The following is an 18,748-nucleotide window of genomic DNA, read 5'->3' as shown; positions in this document are numbered from 1 at the left end:
TGATTTTGTTTTGTGTAGGATATGGCTGTCTTTATTCGACAGATTGCACAAATAACTAGCCCAAATTCAGTTTGTTTAAACCATAATCATTAAAGATTCCACCAATACGTCCACTTGAGTACCAGTGCCCGGTTTTTAACCGAGAAGAAGCCGGGTACGTCCTGCCCAATCTGGCCCGCATTAGGCAGATAATTATCGGTATAAACCAGAAAAAAGTCAGAAGCAGGTTTGTAACGCCATTGAATACGAGCGTTAACGTTCATGTTTTTCTGTTGCTCGTTATACTGAACAAACGTAGTGAGGTACAACGTATTGGTCATGGTAAGATCGAAACGCGGGCTTATGAGCCAGAACGTAGTACGCCCCCAGGGTTGAGGCAAGCGAATATCATTATAGCTTGCAGTAGCTGCCAAACTGACGTAAGGCTGAATGCGATAGCCTAACGTAGCAGTCAGATTCAAACGGGTTCCATTGGCGTAATAACCGCCATATCGGGACGTAAAACCGTAAGTAAATACACTTTGTGGTTTGGAAATAAATTCGACGCCCCAGGCCGTCCATTGATGTTCGGTGTTAGTCGCTAAGGTTTCCCGGCCTGTGTTGGTAGGATCGAACGGTTGCAGAAGTCGGACGTAATCCGTAGCTACCCATCCCGTAAACGTGCTTCTGCTTCTGAATGTTAATGCATAACTCAACACACTCTCATTGTCGCTCTGTTTCCAGTTCTGATCAAAAAAGTAGGTCGATGTTAGTACAGGGCCATGATTCAGTACGTTGCCACCGGCTGGCAGAAATGTATATCCCAACGTAGCCATACCGCGTTCATAACCTCTTCGCGGAACGTAGCCAGCCTCTGCTGTGTAATTCTGCCCGACTGCCTCAACTTGTCCGCTAATTAACCACTGACGGCTGGTATACTGCAAGTTACCTGCATAAACAGCATCATTGCCCGGTTGCGTTGGACTAAACGATTTAACGTAGAGCGCTTTACCAGTCCATAAATTATTGGCCGAAGCCAGATTGTATTCAAACCCAAGATTCCGGTTGTACCGAGAGTAAACGGGCTTATCAGCTACAGGTTCGTAGGAAAGTGATTCTTTATTCACAAACATCATTCCGATGTTCGAACGGGCAAATACGCGCCGTTGTAAGGCTACCACCGCAAAGTTTTGCGCAGGCAATCCGGTTTCATCAACCCGTCCGGTTTGCATGTCCATAATTCCCATGCGCCAGTCTTTATTCAACTTACCGCTTAGCCGGGCACCGAAACGTATCGGAACTCCACCCAGACCAATCCGACGGCTGAAAAATGGACGAATTCGGTCGTATCCGAAATTGGTAAACTGGTCTCCGTTTTCCAGAAAGAATTGCCGTCTTTCCGGAAAAAACAACTCAAAACGATCAAGATTTGTGACCTGCTGGTCAACATCAACTTGTGAGAAATCGGGATTGACCGTGAGGTCCAGATTCAATGACGACGTAACGGCCACTTTCGCATCAAGCCCCGCGTCGAGCCGATATTGGTTTGGTACGTTGTTCTGATAATCTCGGGTTAAAGCGGCAAGCGTGTAGGGGATAATTGAAATGTTGGGGCCGGGTTGTGGCGGTGGTTGGTCCCAGATTAAAACGCCCGTTAGTGCCAGCGAAGCTGTGGGAAACTGTCGTTGTATGGGTGTCCAGGACGATTTCTCCGTAGTTTTCAAATCCAGTCGACTGAAATTGATGCCCCATCGGCTAATTCCTTTTTTGTACCGAATGGTTTTGAACGGGATAGCCATTTCAACAACGTAGCGGTCTGGATGGTTTTTGACGACCGATGTCCACTTGTTGTCCCAGCTTAAATTGGCTTTACCACCTTCATACAAAAGGGCATCCCACTGAGCTCCGGCGGCATTTGTTCCAAATGTGAATCCATTCGTCTGGTCGTCGAACGGGTCCATGAAAAAAATGAAATTATCGTTTTTGGTAAACGCCCAATCGCGCCGGAGTGATTCAACCATATAAGGGCCTTCTACATACCCATGATAACAAACGGCGCTCAGATAAAGATTGTAGTCATCGTATGTCATGCGCACCTCCGTCCGAACGCGCGCGCGGCTGGTATCCATCGGTAACACCATCCAGAAATTAGTAGCAATTTCAGCCGCCTGCCACGCTGGTTCATCAACAACGCCGTCAACAACAACCGACGATTGGGCACGGCTGATATGAAGCTGGTAATTTTCATTTTTCTTCTGTGCCAGTACCGGCGAATGGCTTAACAGAAGGACAATAAAAGAAAGTGGTAGAAGAAGTTTCACCAAACTGATACGTTTAATAATTGGCTAAATAAGCTTGTTGATTAACCTGCCCGAAGCGAACGAGTTGATACGTAGCAGAAACACTCACTGTTTCTGCTACGTATGCGTAGTAAGTATTTTTTCGTATGCTTTATACTCGCCAGAATAGTGCAAAAGTACGAAGGCGTAACGATTTGCAAATCGTTACGCCTTCGTACTAGTAAATTCAGAATTGAGTAAAATTAACTACGAGCTCAATTAATTGCCTACAAAAAAGACTGCGTTGCTAAACAAAAGTTTGCCATTGTACCAGAATCCCCGGAAAAGCGGATCGTCGGCCAGATACACAACACTTCCCCGGCCAACATTCTGAACACCCATCAGTAGCGTATTTTTTAATTTCTCCCGTGCATTACGTCCTGAGAAACCGGCGATGTAATTGTTGCCTTTTAGATAGCCCACATTCCAGCCATCTTTCAAAAAATCGAAATTGAAGGCGTTTTGCACGAGCGTATAATAACCGTCGTTCAGGCCAAAACCCAGCGGGTGTGATGTATCCATATTTACCCGATAAATACTGCCCGGTATTTCGTCGGAAATAGCGGTACGTTCACGGTCGCCGTACAATTTTACTGAATCGGCAGGATTGCCTTTTTTATCCTTCTTGTCGTCGTCTTGAGGGGCTTTTTCTTTCAGGTCGAACCCTTCCCGACCAGCAAGGAAAGCGGCAGCGCGTTCCATGGCAATGAGCTTTCCACCCGCCCGAATCCATTCTTTCAACGAAGCCAATACCCGGTCGTTGAGGTAACGGGCGTAGTTGTAGTTAGTAGGCAGAATCAGCACGTCCAGTTTATTCCATGCTACGTTACCCAGCGTGTTGCCATCGATTAACGTAATGGGATAATCAAGTTCCTGATCGAAAAAATGCCAGACCTCACCAGCTGATGGGGGGGGAGTGCCTTCACCAATGACCAGTGCCACGCGTGGTGCTTTTAATCCGGAAACAAAATCAGAGCCGAAATCAGAGCCTTTCGTGACAAAGCCTGTCTGTACAGGCTCAAATCCGGAACCGGTTTTAGTGGCAGCTTGTGTTACTAATCCGTCGAAACGGTCGCCAAAGCGCTCGTTACCTGCTCGTGGTATAATCAGCGTGCCAGAAGGATATGTTTTTCCGGCCAGTTCAAACGGTTTCTCAGCAACTCGTACTCTGATTTTCTGCTTTAGAAGCGAAGCCAACGCCTGAGCTGATTGTACTGATTGCCATTTGATGAGATAGGCATACGCTTTCGGTGAACTCTGGGTTGCCGAAACAGGGGCTGTTGAGACCGTCATTGTGCTCGATGGTTCAAGCTTTGTGGTTAAGCCATAGGTTTGCAGGCCAAATGCGTAGGGCAGCGACCAGGCCGTAATATCATACGTAGCAGAATCTTCGAGTGCTGAGTTTTGCTCGAACAAAATTTTCAACAGCGTAGATTTTGGCTGGTATGCACTGATAACAACATCTTCGGCAACTATTGCTACGTTCTTGTCATTTTTCTGGGTTGTGTAATTATAACCCGCACCGGTTGCGGCTTTCCCGGCGTATCCGTACCGTATTTTGTTACGTTCCAACAATTGCAAGAGCGCTTTCACGCGTCCGCCATTATCGTCTTTCGGCCATTTCACTACGTAGCTTTTGTACGCACCAATTGGCGTATTACGCGCCTTGTCGAAGAACTGTCCAAACTCTTTCACAATTTCGGAGGGCCGGTCGGCGACTGATTCGAGCGTAGCAATACTAGCCACAACGTGATGGTCGATACGTTGGCGAAGCGTTAACGTATCACCATCGGCTTTTTCAATTGCTAAGCCAGCCCGGCTGTTTCCACCCTGCTCAAAGGTCATTCCGATAGCGCCATTATAGGTCGGATACGTATCGCCATAACTTGGGTAAAACAGGTCGAATCGTTCACGAGTGTAATAAAGCCAGCCATTTTTGTCAAAATAACGACTACAATAATCGCCAATCGTTTGTTGGAACTTCCGCTGAAAAGGGGTAATGTCTTCATGATAAGGTTTTGCTGATGGGGCAAAATAATACGGGCTTTCGACACCCATTTCGTGAAAATCGCCATGAAGGTGTGGCATCCATTGTTGATAGAGTGCCATCCGTTGCTGGGTTATTTCCTGTGTTTGCCAAGCCCAGTCGCGGTTAGGGTCGAATAAGTAATGGGTATAACGACCACCCGGCCAAGGTTCGTTGTGTTCGCGAGCCGAAGGTGTTGGGTCTGCGTTACGTCCGGCCATCTGATTGTACCAGTTCACGTAGCGGTCGTGACCGTCGGGATTCAAGCCAGGGTCTAACAGGACGACGGTGGTATTGGTAATTTTCTGCGAAACGGCATCTGTTGTGCTAAGTAGCCGATGCAATACGTCCATGAAGGCTTCGGAGCTTACCGCTTCGTTCCCGTGAACGTTGTAGCTAAGCCAGGCAATTGGTGGTTGAGGAGTGGCTGTCGGCGTGCCGTCGAGTAATCCAATACGTTTGAGATTGTTTGTTCGAATCTCCTCGAGCTTGCCTATGTTGGCTTCCGAACCAATAGCTACCACCATAAGTTGCCGCCCTTCGTGGGTTGTGCCATATGGAATGAGCTTTACCCGTGTGGGCCGCTGCCGGGCAATCTGTTCGGCGTAATCCAATACGCGATGATGTGGGGTGAAGCGTTCGCCGATTTTATAGCCAAGAAATTTTTCGGGCGAATCGACAGTGCTTGAAGTTACGGTGGTTGATGATGAAGGCCCCTGTGCTGCCGCCGTTAACGTAGTGGCAATCAGGCTTGCCCATAGAAAAATGTATTTCATGAAGGAGGTAAAGATGAAAAACTAATCTCCTCAAAAATAGCAGGAAAACGAGTGCGAATACTTTTTTTTAGAAAATTTTGCGGTTGACTATTGCATTATAAAAACATCGCCTTACCTTTGCACCACGATTCGCCAACACAGCGGCTAACAAACCAAAATGTTGGGTCTTGGCTACAAGACGGCCGATTCGTCTAGCGGTTAGGACATCGCCCTTTCACGGCGGTAACACGGGTTCGATTCCCGTATCGGTCACTAACAAATGTCACTTGCCAACCACAAACCCGCCCTCAAAGCGGGTTTTGGCATTTTTGTCACTCTTGAGTCGCATTTTTTGCCATAACCTACCTTTTAGTAAATATCATATTTGCACACATACCGGAAAGTAAAGTGCGTTGTGTGTGCAAAATACATAGGTATATATATTGTTGGCATAGGTTTATTTTTTCATATAATAATCCTATAAAACCATGCGACTAAAAAAGAATGCCAATCAGCGTTCGTTTTGCTCTTCGTTCTCCTAAAAAGGGAGACACCTACACAAACCCCCATTTACTCGAAGTCTGGATAACCGTCAACGGTAGCCGTGTACATTTTGGTGCTGTCTGGCCCGTTGGCACGGGTGCTAAACTACTGGTGAATCCTGCTGAATGGCAAATTAAGGCGCAACGTTCATCCAGACGTGACGATCCGGTAAACCGAAAAATAACAGCCCTTAAAGCACATATTGAATCAATCTTTGAGCGGCAATGTGTTTCGGGGGTACCAACCGTAAAATCTGTAACCCACGAGATAACCGAATCTATTGCTCCGGTCTACGTAAAAGGCAGAGGCTGGGTATATACGAAGCATCCCGAAACCGTTGAGGGCTTTGGTGGCCTTACTGAAGAAAGTGGCCTTCAGGATGCGTTATTGACATTCATTATTGAAATGAAACTCAAGCACGGACCTAGCCCTAAGAAAAAAGAGAAAATTAAAGTCTTACGATGGGAGAGGGGGCTTTATTTACTAAAAACGTGGGCTAATGTAAGACAACGCCCAATCCCACCCTGTTGTCGGGTGACATTATCCTGGCTTAATGAATATCACGAGTGGCTTATTGGGCAACAAAGTGAAAAGCAGTCAAAGCCCATCAGTGCCCCAATGGCTTCACGTTATATTGGTCAGATCGGGCAGGTCTTGCAATGGATGGTCGAAGATGAATTGCTTACTCATAATAGCGCGAAGAAACGTACATGGCCCCGTTATAACGATAAGGAAATATCTTTTCTTGAGCCAGAGCACATTGCAACCCTGTTTACCCTGAAATGGAAAGGCACGAAAGGAATTGCGCTGTGGTGGTTTTTGTTAATGTGCTGTACAGGACTCGATTACCCAGACGCGGTCGAGTATGCCCGAAATCGTCAGCAGTTTGAGCGAGTTGGTCCGGCTGGGCCTAAGTTAGTAGGGAATCGCATGAAACCTCCACACGAAGCGTATGACGTTCCGTTTCTTGATGAGGTCAATACGCTCTTCGCTAAATACCCTACTGGTCCCCGCGATATTTCAGGAGACTGTGTGAACAGGTATACCGAACATATTGAGGATGAACTGGAAATAGAGTGGCGAATTACCTGCAAGATTGCCCGTAAAACCTTTGGCTGTTTGATGCTCATAAATGGCTTTTACATAGGCGAGGTAAGCCGGATGCTTGGGCATAAACGCATATCGACAACGGAGCAGCATTATGTTCGGGTGCTAGGCTCCAGTGTGGACAGGGCACGTTTACGGGTTGGTAAGAATTCGTTACTGTAGTTTTCAATACTGGTAGTGGGCACCACACCGCCACCCACTACCAGTTCATAGCCAGGCAGGGGGAGTAGACAAGGCTGCACCGGATCGTGTGGCCTTTTGCGTGTCATGGCAACAGACCCGGTAAATCCTCCAGCAGCGTCTGCACGTTACGTATCGCTGTATCGTCCTGATTGGCACGTATTAAAGATGTCTGGTAACTATGCCATTAGCTATTAAATCGCATATAAAGCTGTAGACGCTAGACTGCCTATATGTAGCCGCTAAGTCTACACACTTAAGAAACTTGTCTTTATCCTTAATCAGGTAGAATGCGTTGTTAAGGTCGTCTAAGCTATAGCGAGTTGTAGTAGCCAATTCGACAAGCCAGTTCTTGTCTATCTTTTGTCCTTTAACTATTAAATTATCCATTTTGAATTAGTCTTTAGGCGAATATACGCTTGTTCGAGCGATTCAGGGCTAGCACGGTAGAGGTCGCGGATGGATTGGGTGGTGTTGGCGCGACTCATAAAATAGGCGAGCCCTCGCCAGTTAGGACGTAACGCATGTTCATGGTTGGGAACGCATGGGCTAGTTCAGCAAGAGAATCAAAGCCTATCTTTTTTTTATTCTGTGAGTGCTTGTCGTACTTGCTTGGAGTTACATACCCCATCATTTCGCTTACTTCCTTAAGTGTCTTTCCTTGTGCTTGGATCGCATTTTTTAACCAGATGCCAGGCGGTTCTCCTGCTTTTCCCTTCGTCATAAACAAAAATATAAAATAAGCCTTAGTAGGCTTAAAAATAGTTTAGATTTAATTTGAAAATAAGCCCTAGTAGGCTTATATTTGATATATGGAACAGCCCAGAGACGACCTGTTTAGGTATCATTTGAATATAAAAGTATGGTTTATGGTGGATGGTAAACCGCACGAGGGTTGGCTCCTAAAGCGTAGATATATTCAGGAGTATCATGGTCCTGACTGGGATTATCCAGATGCAAGAATCAGTCAGGATACGATTTATACCATTTCTTCTAAAGGTAAAGAATACGATTTTAAGGAATGGGAATTTAGTAGTAAGGTTTATACGGATAAGCAGAAGTTTATTGACGAGTGTGTTATCATTAAATAACCCCTATAGGTATGGAAACGGGAATTGAGTTGATTGCAAAAGAGCGCAACGAGCAGATCAATAAACACGGCTTTGATGAGGCTAATGATGATTACCAAAACGGCGAATTAGTTGAAGCCGCCCTGTTCGCTATTGCGCCAAATGGGGAGTTCGAAAAGCGTTGGCCTGATGGATGGTATGAACATTTCGAGGAAAAGATCAAGAACAAAGACCGAATTGGACAATTGAAAGTGGCGGGGGCGTTTTTAGCTGCCGAAATAGATCGTTTGCAGTGCTTATAATAAACCTTAGCAGGGTGGCGGAACGGTAGACGCTAAGAGGACTAACGAACGTGGTTAGGCTAACACCCGAGTGAGGTATCCCTACGGCGACCTATAAGCGCTGATGCTCTAGATGATACCATGCCTGTTCGAATCAGGCCCCTGCTACAACAACCCTCCACCGTTCCCCCACGCGCTGAGGGATAACTAGACAACGAAAGGAATATGGAATACCTGAATAAACTAACAGACTTACAGAAAACAATTGGCTACGTGCCGGGCGAAGTACACCCAGTCGCTATGCTTGGCCTGATGGGCGAATGTGGCGAAGTAGCCAACGAGTGTAATTTTATTCCAGCATCTGATTTACGGGATGTTTTGCGTGAGCAAGCGCAGGATGATATTACAGCCTTCAGTCAGGATGTCGATAAGTTTATCGAAGCCGCTTTGGAGATTGATGGTATAAAAAAGGAACTACGCCAGTCCGATGGTATTCGTGAGCGAAGAAGTATTGCTGTAGCCTGTAATGATAAAGGCAATAGCTTCAACCTCGAACTAGCTGACTGTTTCTATTACCTCAACGCAATTGCTATAGGTCGAGGTCTGACCATTGACGAACTGGCTCGTATTAGCTACGAGAAAGTGATGCAAAAACGGGCAACGATTGGCCCGGAAATGCAGGGCAACTAACCCCCTCTCCATGCCGGGTCAGGGATAAACGAGAGAAAACGCGATGGAAGAGGAGTATCAGGAGATTGCTAGAATTCTACTAAGTGAAGGCTGGGAGGTTGATAATAAGAATATATATGTTTTCCGTAAGCCCAATTTAGGCGAATCGCTGTATATCTACCCCGAACTGAAGCTCTTAAAATATTGGGAAGACATTCGTATTCATTCACTATGGGAAGAGCGAAGTATTCCGATTTCAGAGAGTGATCTGCTTGAGTTAATTAAATAACACCCCTCCCGGCGGGAAGCTGGGCATGATGATGGAAATTGAAGTACGTACTACCAAGAAAGTTTTCGTTGCTCCCTGTATCAAATGCGGAAGTGATGATATTATGATTTGGGATAATAATGACTCAGCATTCAATACAGGTGGAGGTACTTGTAAAAAATGTAAGCACGAAGTAACAGGAGGTGTAGGCTGCCTGCCAAAGAAGACAGAAATGGTTGGTATATGGAATGCCGCAAATCATCCCAGAATCGTTCTAGAAAAAGAACTTAAGGATTTGATGAAGCTAAAAGCCAGCCAAGCTACACTGAAAAAGCAAATTGACGAATCCAGGCGTAGACTTGCAAAGTTCTATAAAAACTATCCTGATCAAGCTTAAGCCATGTCGACCACTACCCCCACCACCGCCACGATGGCTGAACTGGCGCGTTTCATCGGCAAGCCCGTTCGGTATGAGTACAAAGGAACGGGTACTTCGTACGGCAACTGGTTCGAAGCTACCGATGCACTTGAACCATACATGCTGACCAACTTGCAGAATGGCACCATCCGCAACATATTCCCCATTCTCCGGCCGCTGGAGAGTTTGATAGATGAGGAAGCAAGGAAGTGTTATACTGTTACTTTTAACCTTGATCCAGAACCATCTTTTAACTTTAAAGTGAAAGGCAAAAAAGGAATTGTCATAAGCGATGAAATATTCTGGTTATACGTTGGCTACGATGGCAAAACATTCTGTCGAACATTGGATGGTAAAAAGGCTAGTTTAGGTGTTGCATCATGGGGCAACACGTTTGCTCTCTACGACTACCTCGACTCAATTTCCATTGATGTACGTGGTTGGCTGAAATCAGGCCTTGCCGTGGAAAAGGAGGAGGTGACGGGATGAATTGGCTTAACCATCCAGCAATTAATAAAACAGAGATAGCTCGACGTATGGGCTGGCGGCTATCTATACTTAATAATAAGCTCACTGGGTATCAAAATAGGCATTTTACCCCTGCTGATATTTCCCGGCTTACTAAAATAAAGGCTGAAATCATTAAAGAGTTAATTTTATGAAAAACCTTTTAAATGTTGAGGTTATCCATGTTAGCACTGTGGATGGGAAAATGGAGGCTATTATATCTTACCAAGATCCAGATAACATTCAGGACTTAAACAATGGTTATGCAGTCGCTACAGTGCCAGTTAATTTACGCGATTTACAGCGTAGTGCTCGTGGTAATGTATTGGTTAACCAGTCGATTAGGGACGGCTCTGTAAACGCAGTTGAAACGATACAGAACGAGATAAACGAAGGATGAAGTAACTTGCACCATGAATCAATTCGACCGTACTAGAAAAGCTCTCCACGAATTAAGTAGAGGTGTTGCCGAAGTTTCCAACCTGCTCGAAAAAACAGGCAATGTGATGAGTTCGTTTTTACCTTCCTTATCGCCCAATGATCTGATTGAATTTTGCGCTGATATGGATGAGTCGCAAAAGAAGCGTTTATTGGCCTATTACGAACACAGGCAGATGTTCGAACACTGTGCAGTCATTCACTCGTTGCTCAACTAAACCATGCCCCGACAACCCACACGAACCGAACCTACGCCCGACGAGTTGGAGAGGCAGAGGAAGGAGATTGAGGAGGTGTTGGGGATTAGCGAGGAACCGGAAGCTCCAGCATCTTCATTAACCCACGTTGCCGCTTGTTCGGACGTGCCGCCTTCTTTGCCTGTTCTAACTTAATCACCAGTTGTTCTGCTAAATCCTTCATGGCTATGTCTGTTTTTCTAGTATATAGGACGAGACAAGAAAAGGTGAGTGGAAAAAGGAGATTATTTTAGAAATATTTTCGGGTTATATTTGTATAGGAATCGCCTATATCTTTCCGACAGTACGTGCCATTCTGCGCAGTTCACTCTACGAACTTGCATGAGTGCCAACAACTCCCGCTACCGGAACATTCGACCTAACGTTTGATCATACGTTTCAAACGGTTCTCATCACGCCTACCCAGCCAACCGAAACAGCCTGCCGAAAACCGGGAGCGTACTTAACGTGGCTATCCCCTGTGGGCTGGATGTATTGGCTTTTCGAGGGGCCGATTACCAAACAAAAATCCGTTGCATCGCGCGGGTTTCGTCGTCAGGCAGGTGTCACCATTCATAATCAGAAAGAGTCGGGCGATATTCTGCTGGTTAGAACCTCGAACCTGCCTACCCAAACCGTCGAAGCGGTTGCCACCATTTACGAATCTGTCGCTATTTACCTGCTTGCGCCTGACGCGTCGGGTAAGTTCCATCAGGTATACGTCAGTATCGATCCCGGCACGTTCGAGCTTCACGATAGCCGACAGAACGTGCATGACTTATCGGTTATTCTTCAGCTTCCCGGCAGGAGGTCGGCCCGGGCATGATCGATGGGCTGTATTTCGATAAAACGTGGGTTGCTGAAGTAGGAACGGTGCTCAATATTCAGGCAAACGATCTGACCAAGCCCGATACGCTCAATACGACGTATTCACTTTCCTTCCAGCTTCCCGATTCGCTTATCGTTCGCGATCTATTAGAGAACGCTGAGCAGCTTGATTCTGGTAGTAAGCACCCGTACGTACCAATCCCGGCCCGATTAATCGACAGGGGCGATGTGATATTTTCAGGTATTGCCAAACTCTCCTCCTTTCAGGCGGGCTGGAAAGTAAATCTGGTCGGGGCCGAAAAAGGGCTGTTCGATATTCTGCAAGCACTCTCGCTGCGCGATCTGGATTTTGATCGATATAACCACAAGTGGAACGTAGCGGCTATAAACGAACTAGCTGGCAAAACTGAAGGGGTGGTTTACCCCGTTGTCGACTACGGCAATTACGATAGCAATACGTTTGCGGCCGATGCGGTATTCCCCGCCATGTACGTACATACCGCTATTCGGCAAATGATGAAGCAGGCGGGCTACCGCATTGTAGGCGATTGGCTGGAAGATGATGTAATTAAGCGTCTGGCTATGCCATTCGTGTACGATCAACCACAGGCTCGCGAACAGTCGTGGATTGACGACCGAAAAGCAAGAGTTACCGTTGCCGCCCCGCCCATTGTTCGACCGCAGGGGATTAATATCATTCTTCCGTTTACGGTCGACAACGACGGGCAATGGTTCGATGGAGCAAAAGATAACTTTAAGCCTGGACTAAATGCGTATCAGCCCGACGTGGCGATGCGACTTAAAGTTCAGGCAAGCCAGACCTTTGGCGTTTACATTAGCTCAGGTGCTATTGAAGCAAAACTGACGGTCGAAGTAAACGGTCAGCCCGCCAAACGCAGTAACGGCGAGATTGCGCAGACCTATCTTTCACTTTCCGGGCCTTATAATTTATCGGGTACCAAGACGGATACGCTGGTGCTTGATGAAACTATCGATTGTCGAGCAAACGATCAGGTACGCATCCGGTTTCAGTTCGGTAAGCGCACGGTACTAGCCGATTATCAGGCCGTGTTAATCATTGAGCCAGAAAAAACGTGGGCCAGCTTTACACCCGATCCACATATCTACCCCAACGATACGTGGCTTGTCGCGCAGAATCTGCCTGAAATGTCATGCACGGACTTATTAAAAACGCTGGCCTTACTAACCAGCTCGTCCTATCAGGTCGATACATTCAAAAAAACGGTAGAGCTAATTCGGCTGGACCACGTTATTGCCCGAGTTAATGAAGCTGTAGACTGGTCGACCAAACTTGAAGAGTCGACAGAGCCAGAACTTAACGTAACGCTCGATCCATACGGGCAGGTAAACTACCTACGTTGGAAGCAGTTCGACTTTCCGGCTGAGCTATCGCCAACCAAATCCAATAGCACTACTACTTCCAGTGCGACGCCACGCCCGTTACAGTATGGCGATGGCACGATAACCAGCAATTCCGCCAACCTGCCCGCATTTACTGAGCTATTCGAATTGCCATTTGCGGCCTGTCAGTTATCTACGGCATCGATAACCAATTACGGAAGCCCGTTACTGATCCGTACCCGCCGGTTAACCGGCTCGCCACCTACGCTGGAGCGCACAGCTACCACACCCCGACTGATTCTGATCGATGCGCAAACGATTGTGCAGACGCAGGCGAATGAAACGAACCCGAGTGGCGTAACCAGCAAAGTATCGTTAAAGCTTACAGGCTGCTGGTGGGCACCTCGTCCGTTTGCGATTATCAGGCCCGAAACAGCGTTCGCATTGGCGTTCAATAAAACGCCTGATATGGGCAGGGAGCAAACAATGGCGGCTCGCTACTTTCAAGGCTTGCTCAGAATCCTGCGTCGACCACGGGCGTTTTCGCCATCCATGCAACTCGAGCCCATTGATATTGCGACACTGGACTTAACGCGGCCGATACGACTCCAGAAAGTGCGGGCCGGTTCACTGCAAATCTCAGATAGTTTCTTTTACCTCAACAAAATAGCCAACTATACGGGCAATCAGCCCTGCGTGGTTACGCTAATTCCATTTTTCTAAGCTATGGCACAGGAAGCACAAAACGAAGTCCTGATTCAGATAAAAGTATCTGAGGAAGAGGTGAAAGAAAAAATGGTATCGGCCCGAGAAGCGTTGGCTCGCTTACGTAAAGAAAAGGCAGAACTTGAAAAGGAGTATAAAACAGGGGTTATTACCGCCAAAGAGTACGCCAAATCGCAACAGGCCATTGAGAAACAAATCAAAGCGGCCTCGTCCGAGATCAAAAAAGGAGAGAAAACCCTTTCCGATTACGATAAAGTTACCAAAGCCGCTGAAGGAAGTTTAGACCAGATGCGGGCGCAACTGCCGCTATTGATTGCCCAGCTTTCGCCCATGTCAAAAGAGATGCGGGAGAACTCGGAAGAAGGGCAGGAACTCGAAAAAACGATACGTAGCATTACTGATGCGCTCAAAGAGGCCGAATCGGCTTATGGGTCGAATCAACGTAACGTCGGGAATTATGGCGATGCGTTAGGTAAAGTAGCAAAAGATACGGATGTACTAACTGTAGCTCAGCACAAAAACGCTGATGCCGTTGATGATAATAAGAAGTCAGTAAAAGACTACATCAAGGAAGTCAACATAATGGGTATCAACGTTGGCGACGTATCCGAAAAGTTTAAAAACGGTACGTCAGGCGTCGGCACGTTCGCTAAAGCAATACTGTCGACACGTGGCGCACTCATTGCACTAACGGCCGTACCGATTATACTGGTACTTACTGCTATCGTTTCGTTTTTCACCCGGTCAAAAGAAGGTGCTGAACTATTCGAGCGAAAGATTGCCGCTGTTACCGCAGTTGTGAATCTGTTTTTCAGCAAGATGGTCAGCCTAGGGAAGGCCATTGTTGCGGCTTTCGAAAATCCCGGGCAGGCGTTAAAAGATTTAGGAGACCTGATAAAAGAAAACCTCACTAACCGCGTTCAGGCGTTTTCGGTAATTCTTGATGCTATATCCAGTAAAGATTTAAGCAAATTGCGTGATGGTTTTATTCAGCTATTTACGGGTATAAAAGACGCAGGACGTAAGGTAAGTGAGTTAACCGAAGAGGCCCGGCAGGCTGCTGTCGCTGGCGAAGCCGTGGCCAAACAAGCCCAGAAGATTGCGGACGCTGAACGTAAACTAAGTGTCGAGCGCGCAAGAAACCGCGCTGAAGTTGAGAAGCAAAAACAACTGAGTGATGATGTTACAAAATCCAATGAGGTACGCTTAGGAGCCGCTACACGTGCGTACAATATTGAAAATGGCTTGCTACAGCAACAGTTAAAGATTCAGCAGCAAAAGATTGAAAATATAAAAGCTGAGAATAAGCTACGGGGTGTCGATACCAAAGAAGGCTTAGACAATCTAGCTGAAGCTGAACAGCGATACTCTGAATTAAAAGAAGAAAGTACGACCCGGCAAATTGAACTTCAAAATAAGCTTAATCAGATACGTATCGAAGGTGAACGTAGTGCGGCCGAATTGGCTGTTGCTAATGCGGAGCGCGCGCTCTATCTGGCCGTTGAAGCAGGTAAAAAAACAAACCTCGAATTAGGCACTTTACAGGAAGACTTACTCAAAAAGAAGTTAACACTTGAATTGGTTGGAGTTGTTAAGGGTAGCGAACAGGAAAAGGCTATCCGTAAACGGTATCAAACCGAAATGGCAGAGCTTAGTAATAATGCAGTCATTTCAGAGCTTGATCGAAAAAATAGAATTGAAGCAAGTGAACTAAGGAAGCGGCTTGCTTTGGCTAAAACACAAAGCGACGAAGAGTTCAACATAAGAAAGGGGTTACTGCAACGTGCCTACCTTGAAGATGTAAACGCAGCAAGGGCAACGATTAAAAACAAAGAAGAATTGAACCTTAGACTTCTTGAGCTTGATAAGCAATATGAGAAAGATAAGGCACTTATTGAGCAGGAAGCTAGACAAGCGGAGCTAAACCGACAGGATGAATTTATAAAACAGAAACTCACGAAAACACGTGCGGGGTCTGACGCGGAATACCGTGTCCTAAAAGAGCAGCGGGCGGTTCAGTTAAAGAAAGAACTTGACGACGTAAATAAAACAGAAGAGCAGAAGAAGACTATTAAAGATCAGTTCCGTCGGGCTGATGAAGATGCGGAGCGGGATCATATCCAAAACATAGTCGACCAAACAATCAATGCACTTTCGCAGGGCACGGCTACTATTTCCCGGTTTATTGAAGCAAGTTACACCCGTCAGATAAACGCACTGGAACAAGAGCAGGAAGCTGTTTTATCCTCAGCTGCTTTGACTGCTGAACAGCGTACCCAATTAGAAGAGAAGTTTCAAAAACGAAAAGCTGAGATTGAAAAGGAAGCGGCTGAGAAACGTAGAAAGGTTGCCAGTATTGAGAATATTATCAACACCGCTGCTGCGGTCACCAAGGCTTTCGCTACGTCCGGGCCAATTGTTGGCGCAATTTTAGCCGCCTTAGCTGTCGCAACGGGTATTGCGCAACAAGTAGTGATTGACAACCAAAAGTTTGCCAGTGGGGGCGTATACCGTTCTGATGGTCGTGGAGCATACATTCAGGGGCCGGGAACAGGTAAGAGCGATAGCATTAACGCACGGCTCAGTAATGGTGAATCAGTCCTCACCGCAAAAGCTACGCAGATGTTCTACCCCGAACTAAGCCGGATGAACGTAGCGGGGGGCGGTCGGCCATTCCCCAATATATCAGCAATGATGGGATTCACGCCCGAACGAATTAGCAACATCAAGCCCGGCTATAACTACGGTGGCGTTAATCTGGGGCTTACATCTAATAACATTGCCGATGCCATCGTGCGGGGCATGAATGGGGTTAATATCCGCGTAGGCGTTGATGCCATTACGCAGAAGCAGAAAGACGTTTACTATGCTGAGGTGGGGGGTGATACCTAGAAGTCTTTTAGTTTCTTTTTCTTCTCTACTTCGTCTGATTGCTGCTTTTTAGATTTCTTTTCATCATTGCATTCGTGAATATAACGCATGTCTAATGGTAATGATATGTCGAATGAGTTTATAAAACTCTTTTTGCAATTTCGATCATAATAGGCCATTAATAGGCTGACAGCTTTAATTGATTTGTTTTGCCAGGTGGTAGTATAAGTAGTTTCTTCAAGCTCTACTTTCGCGCCTGTATAATTGTACAAGCAGCTTACTTTTTTGGCTTTAGCTTCAAGTTCCCCTTTGCCATACTTAAGCTCTATAGCTTCAGTTAGTTCTCGACTTGAATCACATGCAAACTCAACAAGTACACCATCGTTAAAGGTTAGAAAGATATTTTCCAGTTCTATTTCAGAAATAGTGTACTTGTTGATGTAATACACCTCGACACCATCACACAATGAACTGTGGGGTAAGGTCGAAACAGACTTACCGTCATCCTGTAAGATATAAATTCCGCTCTTTCCCCGTTCGGCTTGAAAATATTCGGAGTATGTAGTTAATACTTTCGGCTTTACTCGCAACTCATTGGATAAATCTTCAATAACACTAAGGTTTGTGACCCCAATTTTAAATTTGCCAATGCCTTCTATTTTGGCTTGAGCAAATACCTGAATAATACTAATAAAGAAGAAGAACGAAACGTATATGTAATACTTCATAGGGTTTGATTTTTATTTGTTACGGCAAATTGTTTGAATAAAGTATCCCGGCCCTATGGCGGTATTATCTTTTTGATATTGCCTCATCTCATCGACACCACAAACATCTTTTTCTTTGACAATTGATCCAGTGTGCATGTTCTCAGTTTTGCAAGTGTAACATTGTGGCCCAACACCCAAAACGTCACATGAGTTGCAGGTAATTAGAATGGCGATTAATGTGATTAACTTTTTCATTTTGACTTGACTGTTAAGTTGCTTTTGGTGCTTTATCTGACAGCCACAAAAAAGGTCAGCCAAAATCCTAAAAAAATATTACTTATTCATATGGAGCTACAGACTATCCTGTCTGTCTTTACTATACGGCATAAAAACTTGATGAACGGTTTGGAGAATCCATGAGAACCGCCTACTTTTGAAGTGCGAAGTTTTGGTTAGGGGCAGCGATGCCCAACGTCCGGTTCGGGCTTTTTTGTTTATTGGATCTATAGCAGTTGTGTCTATATAAAGGCGCGGCTTTGCTACACCCCGTGATTGTGGTCGTAATGGCCTTATCAAGTCCCTAACTGGAACTTCGCAAGCGGGTTAGAGTGGCAAAGCCGCGCCTTTCTTTTTCACGTCCGATGCCATTGTAGGACATAATTTGCGAAATCCAGTATGTTAACCAATCAAACCTATCAAGCACTGTCGCTTGACTCTCCACCAACCATTAGGCAATACTTCGAAAAGGTATTGCAACTCGCTCAGTCAGGTGTTCCGTTTCCAGCGAACCTAGATGAAGTTTGGCCATTAGTTTACGATAGAAAAGATATGGCTGTTCGGTCTTTAAAGGCCGATTTTATGCAACACGTTGATTATCAGAGTTTACGCAAGTCACCGGAAAAAACAAAAGGCAGACAAATAGAAGAGTACTATATCTCTATTCCCTGCCTAGAATGGTTTGTGGCTCGTAAAGTCCGCGAAATTTTTGAGGTTTACCGGGAAGTGTTTCACCGTTGGGGTAACTCACTCACTCAATTTACACAGAAGCAGGAAGAGGGTTTAGTGCAGGTCGTAAATACGCTACTCGATGAAGTAGTAGGCTTGAAAGGTAAGTTAGATCGAGTTCACAAAGCCCGTACGAAATACTTTCAGGCGAAAGTTATTGAACGTAAGCAGCAGGATCGCCAGAAAGAACAATCAGCAGCTAAGGTTAAACGTGACGAGGTGGTTGCAATGATCAGTAGACGATGCGACGAAAGGTATTATACTTCGCGATACGCTACCCTTTGGAAAGATTTGTGGGAAGATTTTGAAAAATACTATTGTATTGACATCCACAAGGCAGTGCGCTATAAAGGCGAACATCTTATTGATGTTGCGGTAAGAAATGGGTATATTAACAGTGTACATGAACTAGCATCTTCTAAACGATAAA

Annotated in this window: 16 protein-coding genes and 1 tRNA gene; 13 read left to right on the top strand and 4 right to left on the bottom strand. The window is 45.8% G+C overall.

Translation table 11 applies throughout. The annotated features are described in order from the left end of the window. Positions 1 to 89: 89 nt before the first annotated feature. Both ACYVD4_RS16610 and ACYVD4_RS16605 read right to left on the bottom strand, forming a co-directional pair. Positions 90 to 2,300: a carbohydrate binding family 9 domain-containing protein gene (locus tag ACYVD4_RS16610; RefSeq protein WP_460947654.1), complete on the bottom strand. Its 2,211-nt coding sequence runs from the start codon at positions 2,298 to 2,300 to the stop codon at positions 90 to 92. A 237-nt stretch (positions 2,301 to 2,537) separates the two neighbouring features. Beyond that, a complete protein-coding gene (locus ACYVD4_RS16605; RefSeq protein WP_460947652.1) occupies positions 2,538 to 5,120 on the bottom strand; it encodes a M14 family metallopeptidase in 2,583 nt (860 codons plus the stop codon). Positions 5,121 to 5,300: 180 nt separating this feature from the next. On the opposite strand from ACYVD4_RS16605, the gene ACYVD4_RS16600 reads away from it, so the two are divergent. Then, positions 5,301 to 5,372: transfer RNA gene (locus ACYVD4_RS16600), tRNA-Glu, on the top strand. 231 nt (positions 5,373 to 5,603) lie between these two features. Beyond that, complete coding sequence (locus ACYVD4_RS16595) at positions 5,604 to 6,911, top strand: hypothetical protein (RefSeq protein WP_460947650.1); 1,308 nt, start codon at positions 5,604 to 5,606, stop codon at positions 6,909 to 6,911. Between the two features lie 502 nt (positions 6,912 to 7,413). On the opposite strand, the gene ACYVD4_RS16590 is transcribed toward ACYVD4_RS16595, so the two are convergent. After that, on the bottom strand, positions 7,414 to 7,653 hold the full coding sequence (locus tag ACYVD4_RS16590) for a hypothetical protein (protein ID WP_460947648.1): 240 nt from the start codon (positions 7,651 to 7,653) through the stop codon (positions 7,414 to 7,416). Positions 7,654 to 8,031: 378 nt separating this feature from the next. Here ACYVD4_RS16590 and ACYVD4_RS16585 point away from each other — a divergent pair, with 378 nt between their 5' ends. The 10 genes from ACYVD4_RS16585 (at position 8,032) to ACYVD4_RS16540 (ending at position 16,624) form a co-directional block, all read left to right on the top strand. Continuing rightward, complete coding sequence (locus ACYVD4_RS16585; protein ID WP_460947646.1) at positions 8,032 to 8,301, top strand: hypothetical protein; 270 nt, start codon at positions 8,032 to 8,034, stop codon at positions 8,299 to 8,301. Positions 8,302 to 8,505: 204 nt separating this feature from the next. Then, positions 8,506 to 8,970 (top strand): hypothetical protein, encoded by a 465-nt coding sequence (locus ACYVD4_RS16580; protein ID WP_460947644.1) that lies wholly within the window; start codon positions 8,506 to 8,508, stop codon positions 8,968 to 8,970. A 43-nt stretch (positions 8,971 to 9,013) separates the two neighbouring features. Next, positions 9,014 to 9,238, top strand: a complete 225-nt coding sequence (locus tag ACYVD4_RS16575; protein WP_460947642.1) for a hypothetical protein — start codon at positions 9,014 to 9,016, stop codon at positions 9,236 to 9,238. A 25-nt stretch (positions 9,239 to 9,263) separates the two neighbouring features. Then, positions 9,264 to 9,614, top strand: a complete 351-nt coding sequence (locus tag ACYVD4_RS16570) for a hypothetical protein (protein ID WP_460947640.1) — start codon at positions 9,264 to 9,266, stop codon at positions 9,612 to 9,614. Positions 9,615 to 9,617: 3 nt separating this feature from the next. After that, positions 9,618 to 10,124 (top strand): hypothetical protein, encoded by a 507-nt coding sequence (locus tag ACYVD4_RS16565; RefSeq protein ID WP_460947638.1) that lies wholly within the window; start codon positions 9,618 to 9,620, stop codon positions 10,122 to 10,124. A 169-nt stretch (positions 10,125 to 10,293) separates the two neighbouring features. Then, positions 10,294 to 10,542 carry a hypothetical protein gene (locus ACYVD4_RS16560; RefSeq protein ID WP_460947636.1) on the top strand — a complete coding sequence of 83 codons (249 nt, stop codon included), beginning with the start codon at positions 10,294 to 10,296 and terminating at the stop codon, positions 10,540 to 10,542. Between the two features lie 13 nt (positions 10,543 to 10,555). Next, the gene (locus ACYVD4_RS16555; protein WP_460947634.1) at positions 10,556 to 10,798 is read left to right on the top strand and encodes a hypothetical protein; all 243 of its coding nucleotides are present in this window, start codon (positions 10,556 to 10,558) and stop codon (positions 10,796 to 10,798) included. Positions 10,799 to 11,162: 364 nt separating this feature from the next. After that, positions 11,163 to 11,642: a hypothetical protein gene (locus ACYVD4_RS16550; RefSeq protein ID WP_460947632.1), complete on the top strand. Its 480-nt coding sequence runs from the start codon at positions 11,163 to 11,165 to the stop codon at positions 11,640 to 11,642. Continuing rightward, on the top strand, positions 11,639 to 13,729 hold the full coding sequence (locus ACYVD4_RS16545) for a hypothetical protein (protein ID WP_460947630.1): 2,091 nt from the start codon (positions 11,639 to 11,641) through the stop codon (positions 13,727 to 13,729). The genes ACYVD4_RS16550 and ACYVD4_RS16545 overlap by 4 nt, the downstream gene beginning before the upstream one ends. A gap of 3 nt (positions 13,730 to 13,732) precedes the next feature. After that, on the top strand, positions 13,733 to 16,624 hold the full coding sequence (locus ACYVD4_RS16540; RefSeq protein ID WP_460947628.1) for a coiled-coil domain-containing protein: 2,892 nt from the start codon (positions 13,733 to 13,735) through the stop codon (positions 16,622 to 16,624). Here the strand turns inward: ACYVD4_RS16540 and ACYVD4_RS16535 are convergent. Then, the gene (locus ACYVD4_RS16535) at positions 16,621 to 17,331 is read right to left on the bottom strand and encodes a hypothetical protein (protein ID WP_460947626.1); all 711 of its coding nucleotides are present in this window, start codon (positions 17,329 to 17,331) and stop codon (positions 16,621 to 16,623) included. The two genes, ACYVD4_RS16540 and ACYVD4_RS16535, sit on opposite strands and share 4 nt — an antisense overlap. Positions 17,332 to 17,988: 657 nt before the next feature. Here ACYVD4_RS16535 and ACYVD4_RS16530 point away from each other — a divergent pair. Next, complete coding sequence (locus ACYVD4_RS16530; protein ID WP_460947624.1) at positions 17,989 to 18,747, top strand: hypothetical protein; 759 nt, start codon at positions 17,989 to 17,991, stop codon at positions 18,745 to 18,747. Position 18,748: the final 1 nt, after the last annotated feature.

The sequence above is a fragment of the Spirosoma daeguense genome, from assembly GCF_054776875.1.
The sequence above is the reverse complement of the archived record's forward strand: the minus strand, read 5'-3'. Positions and strand labels throughout refer to the sequence as shown.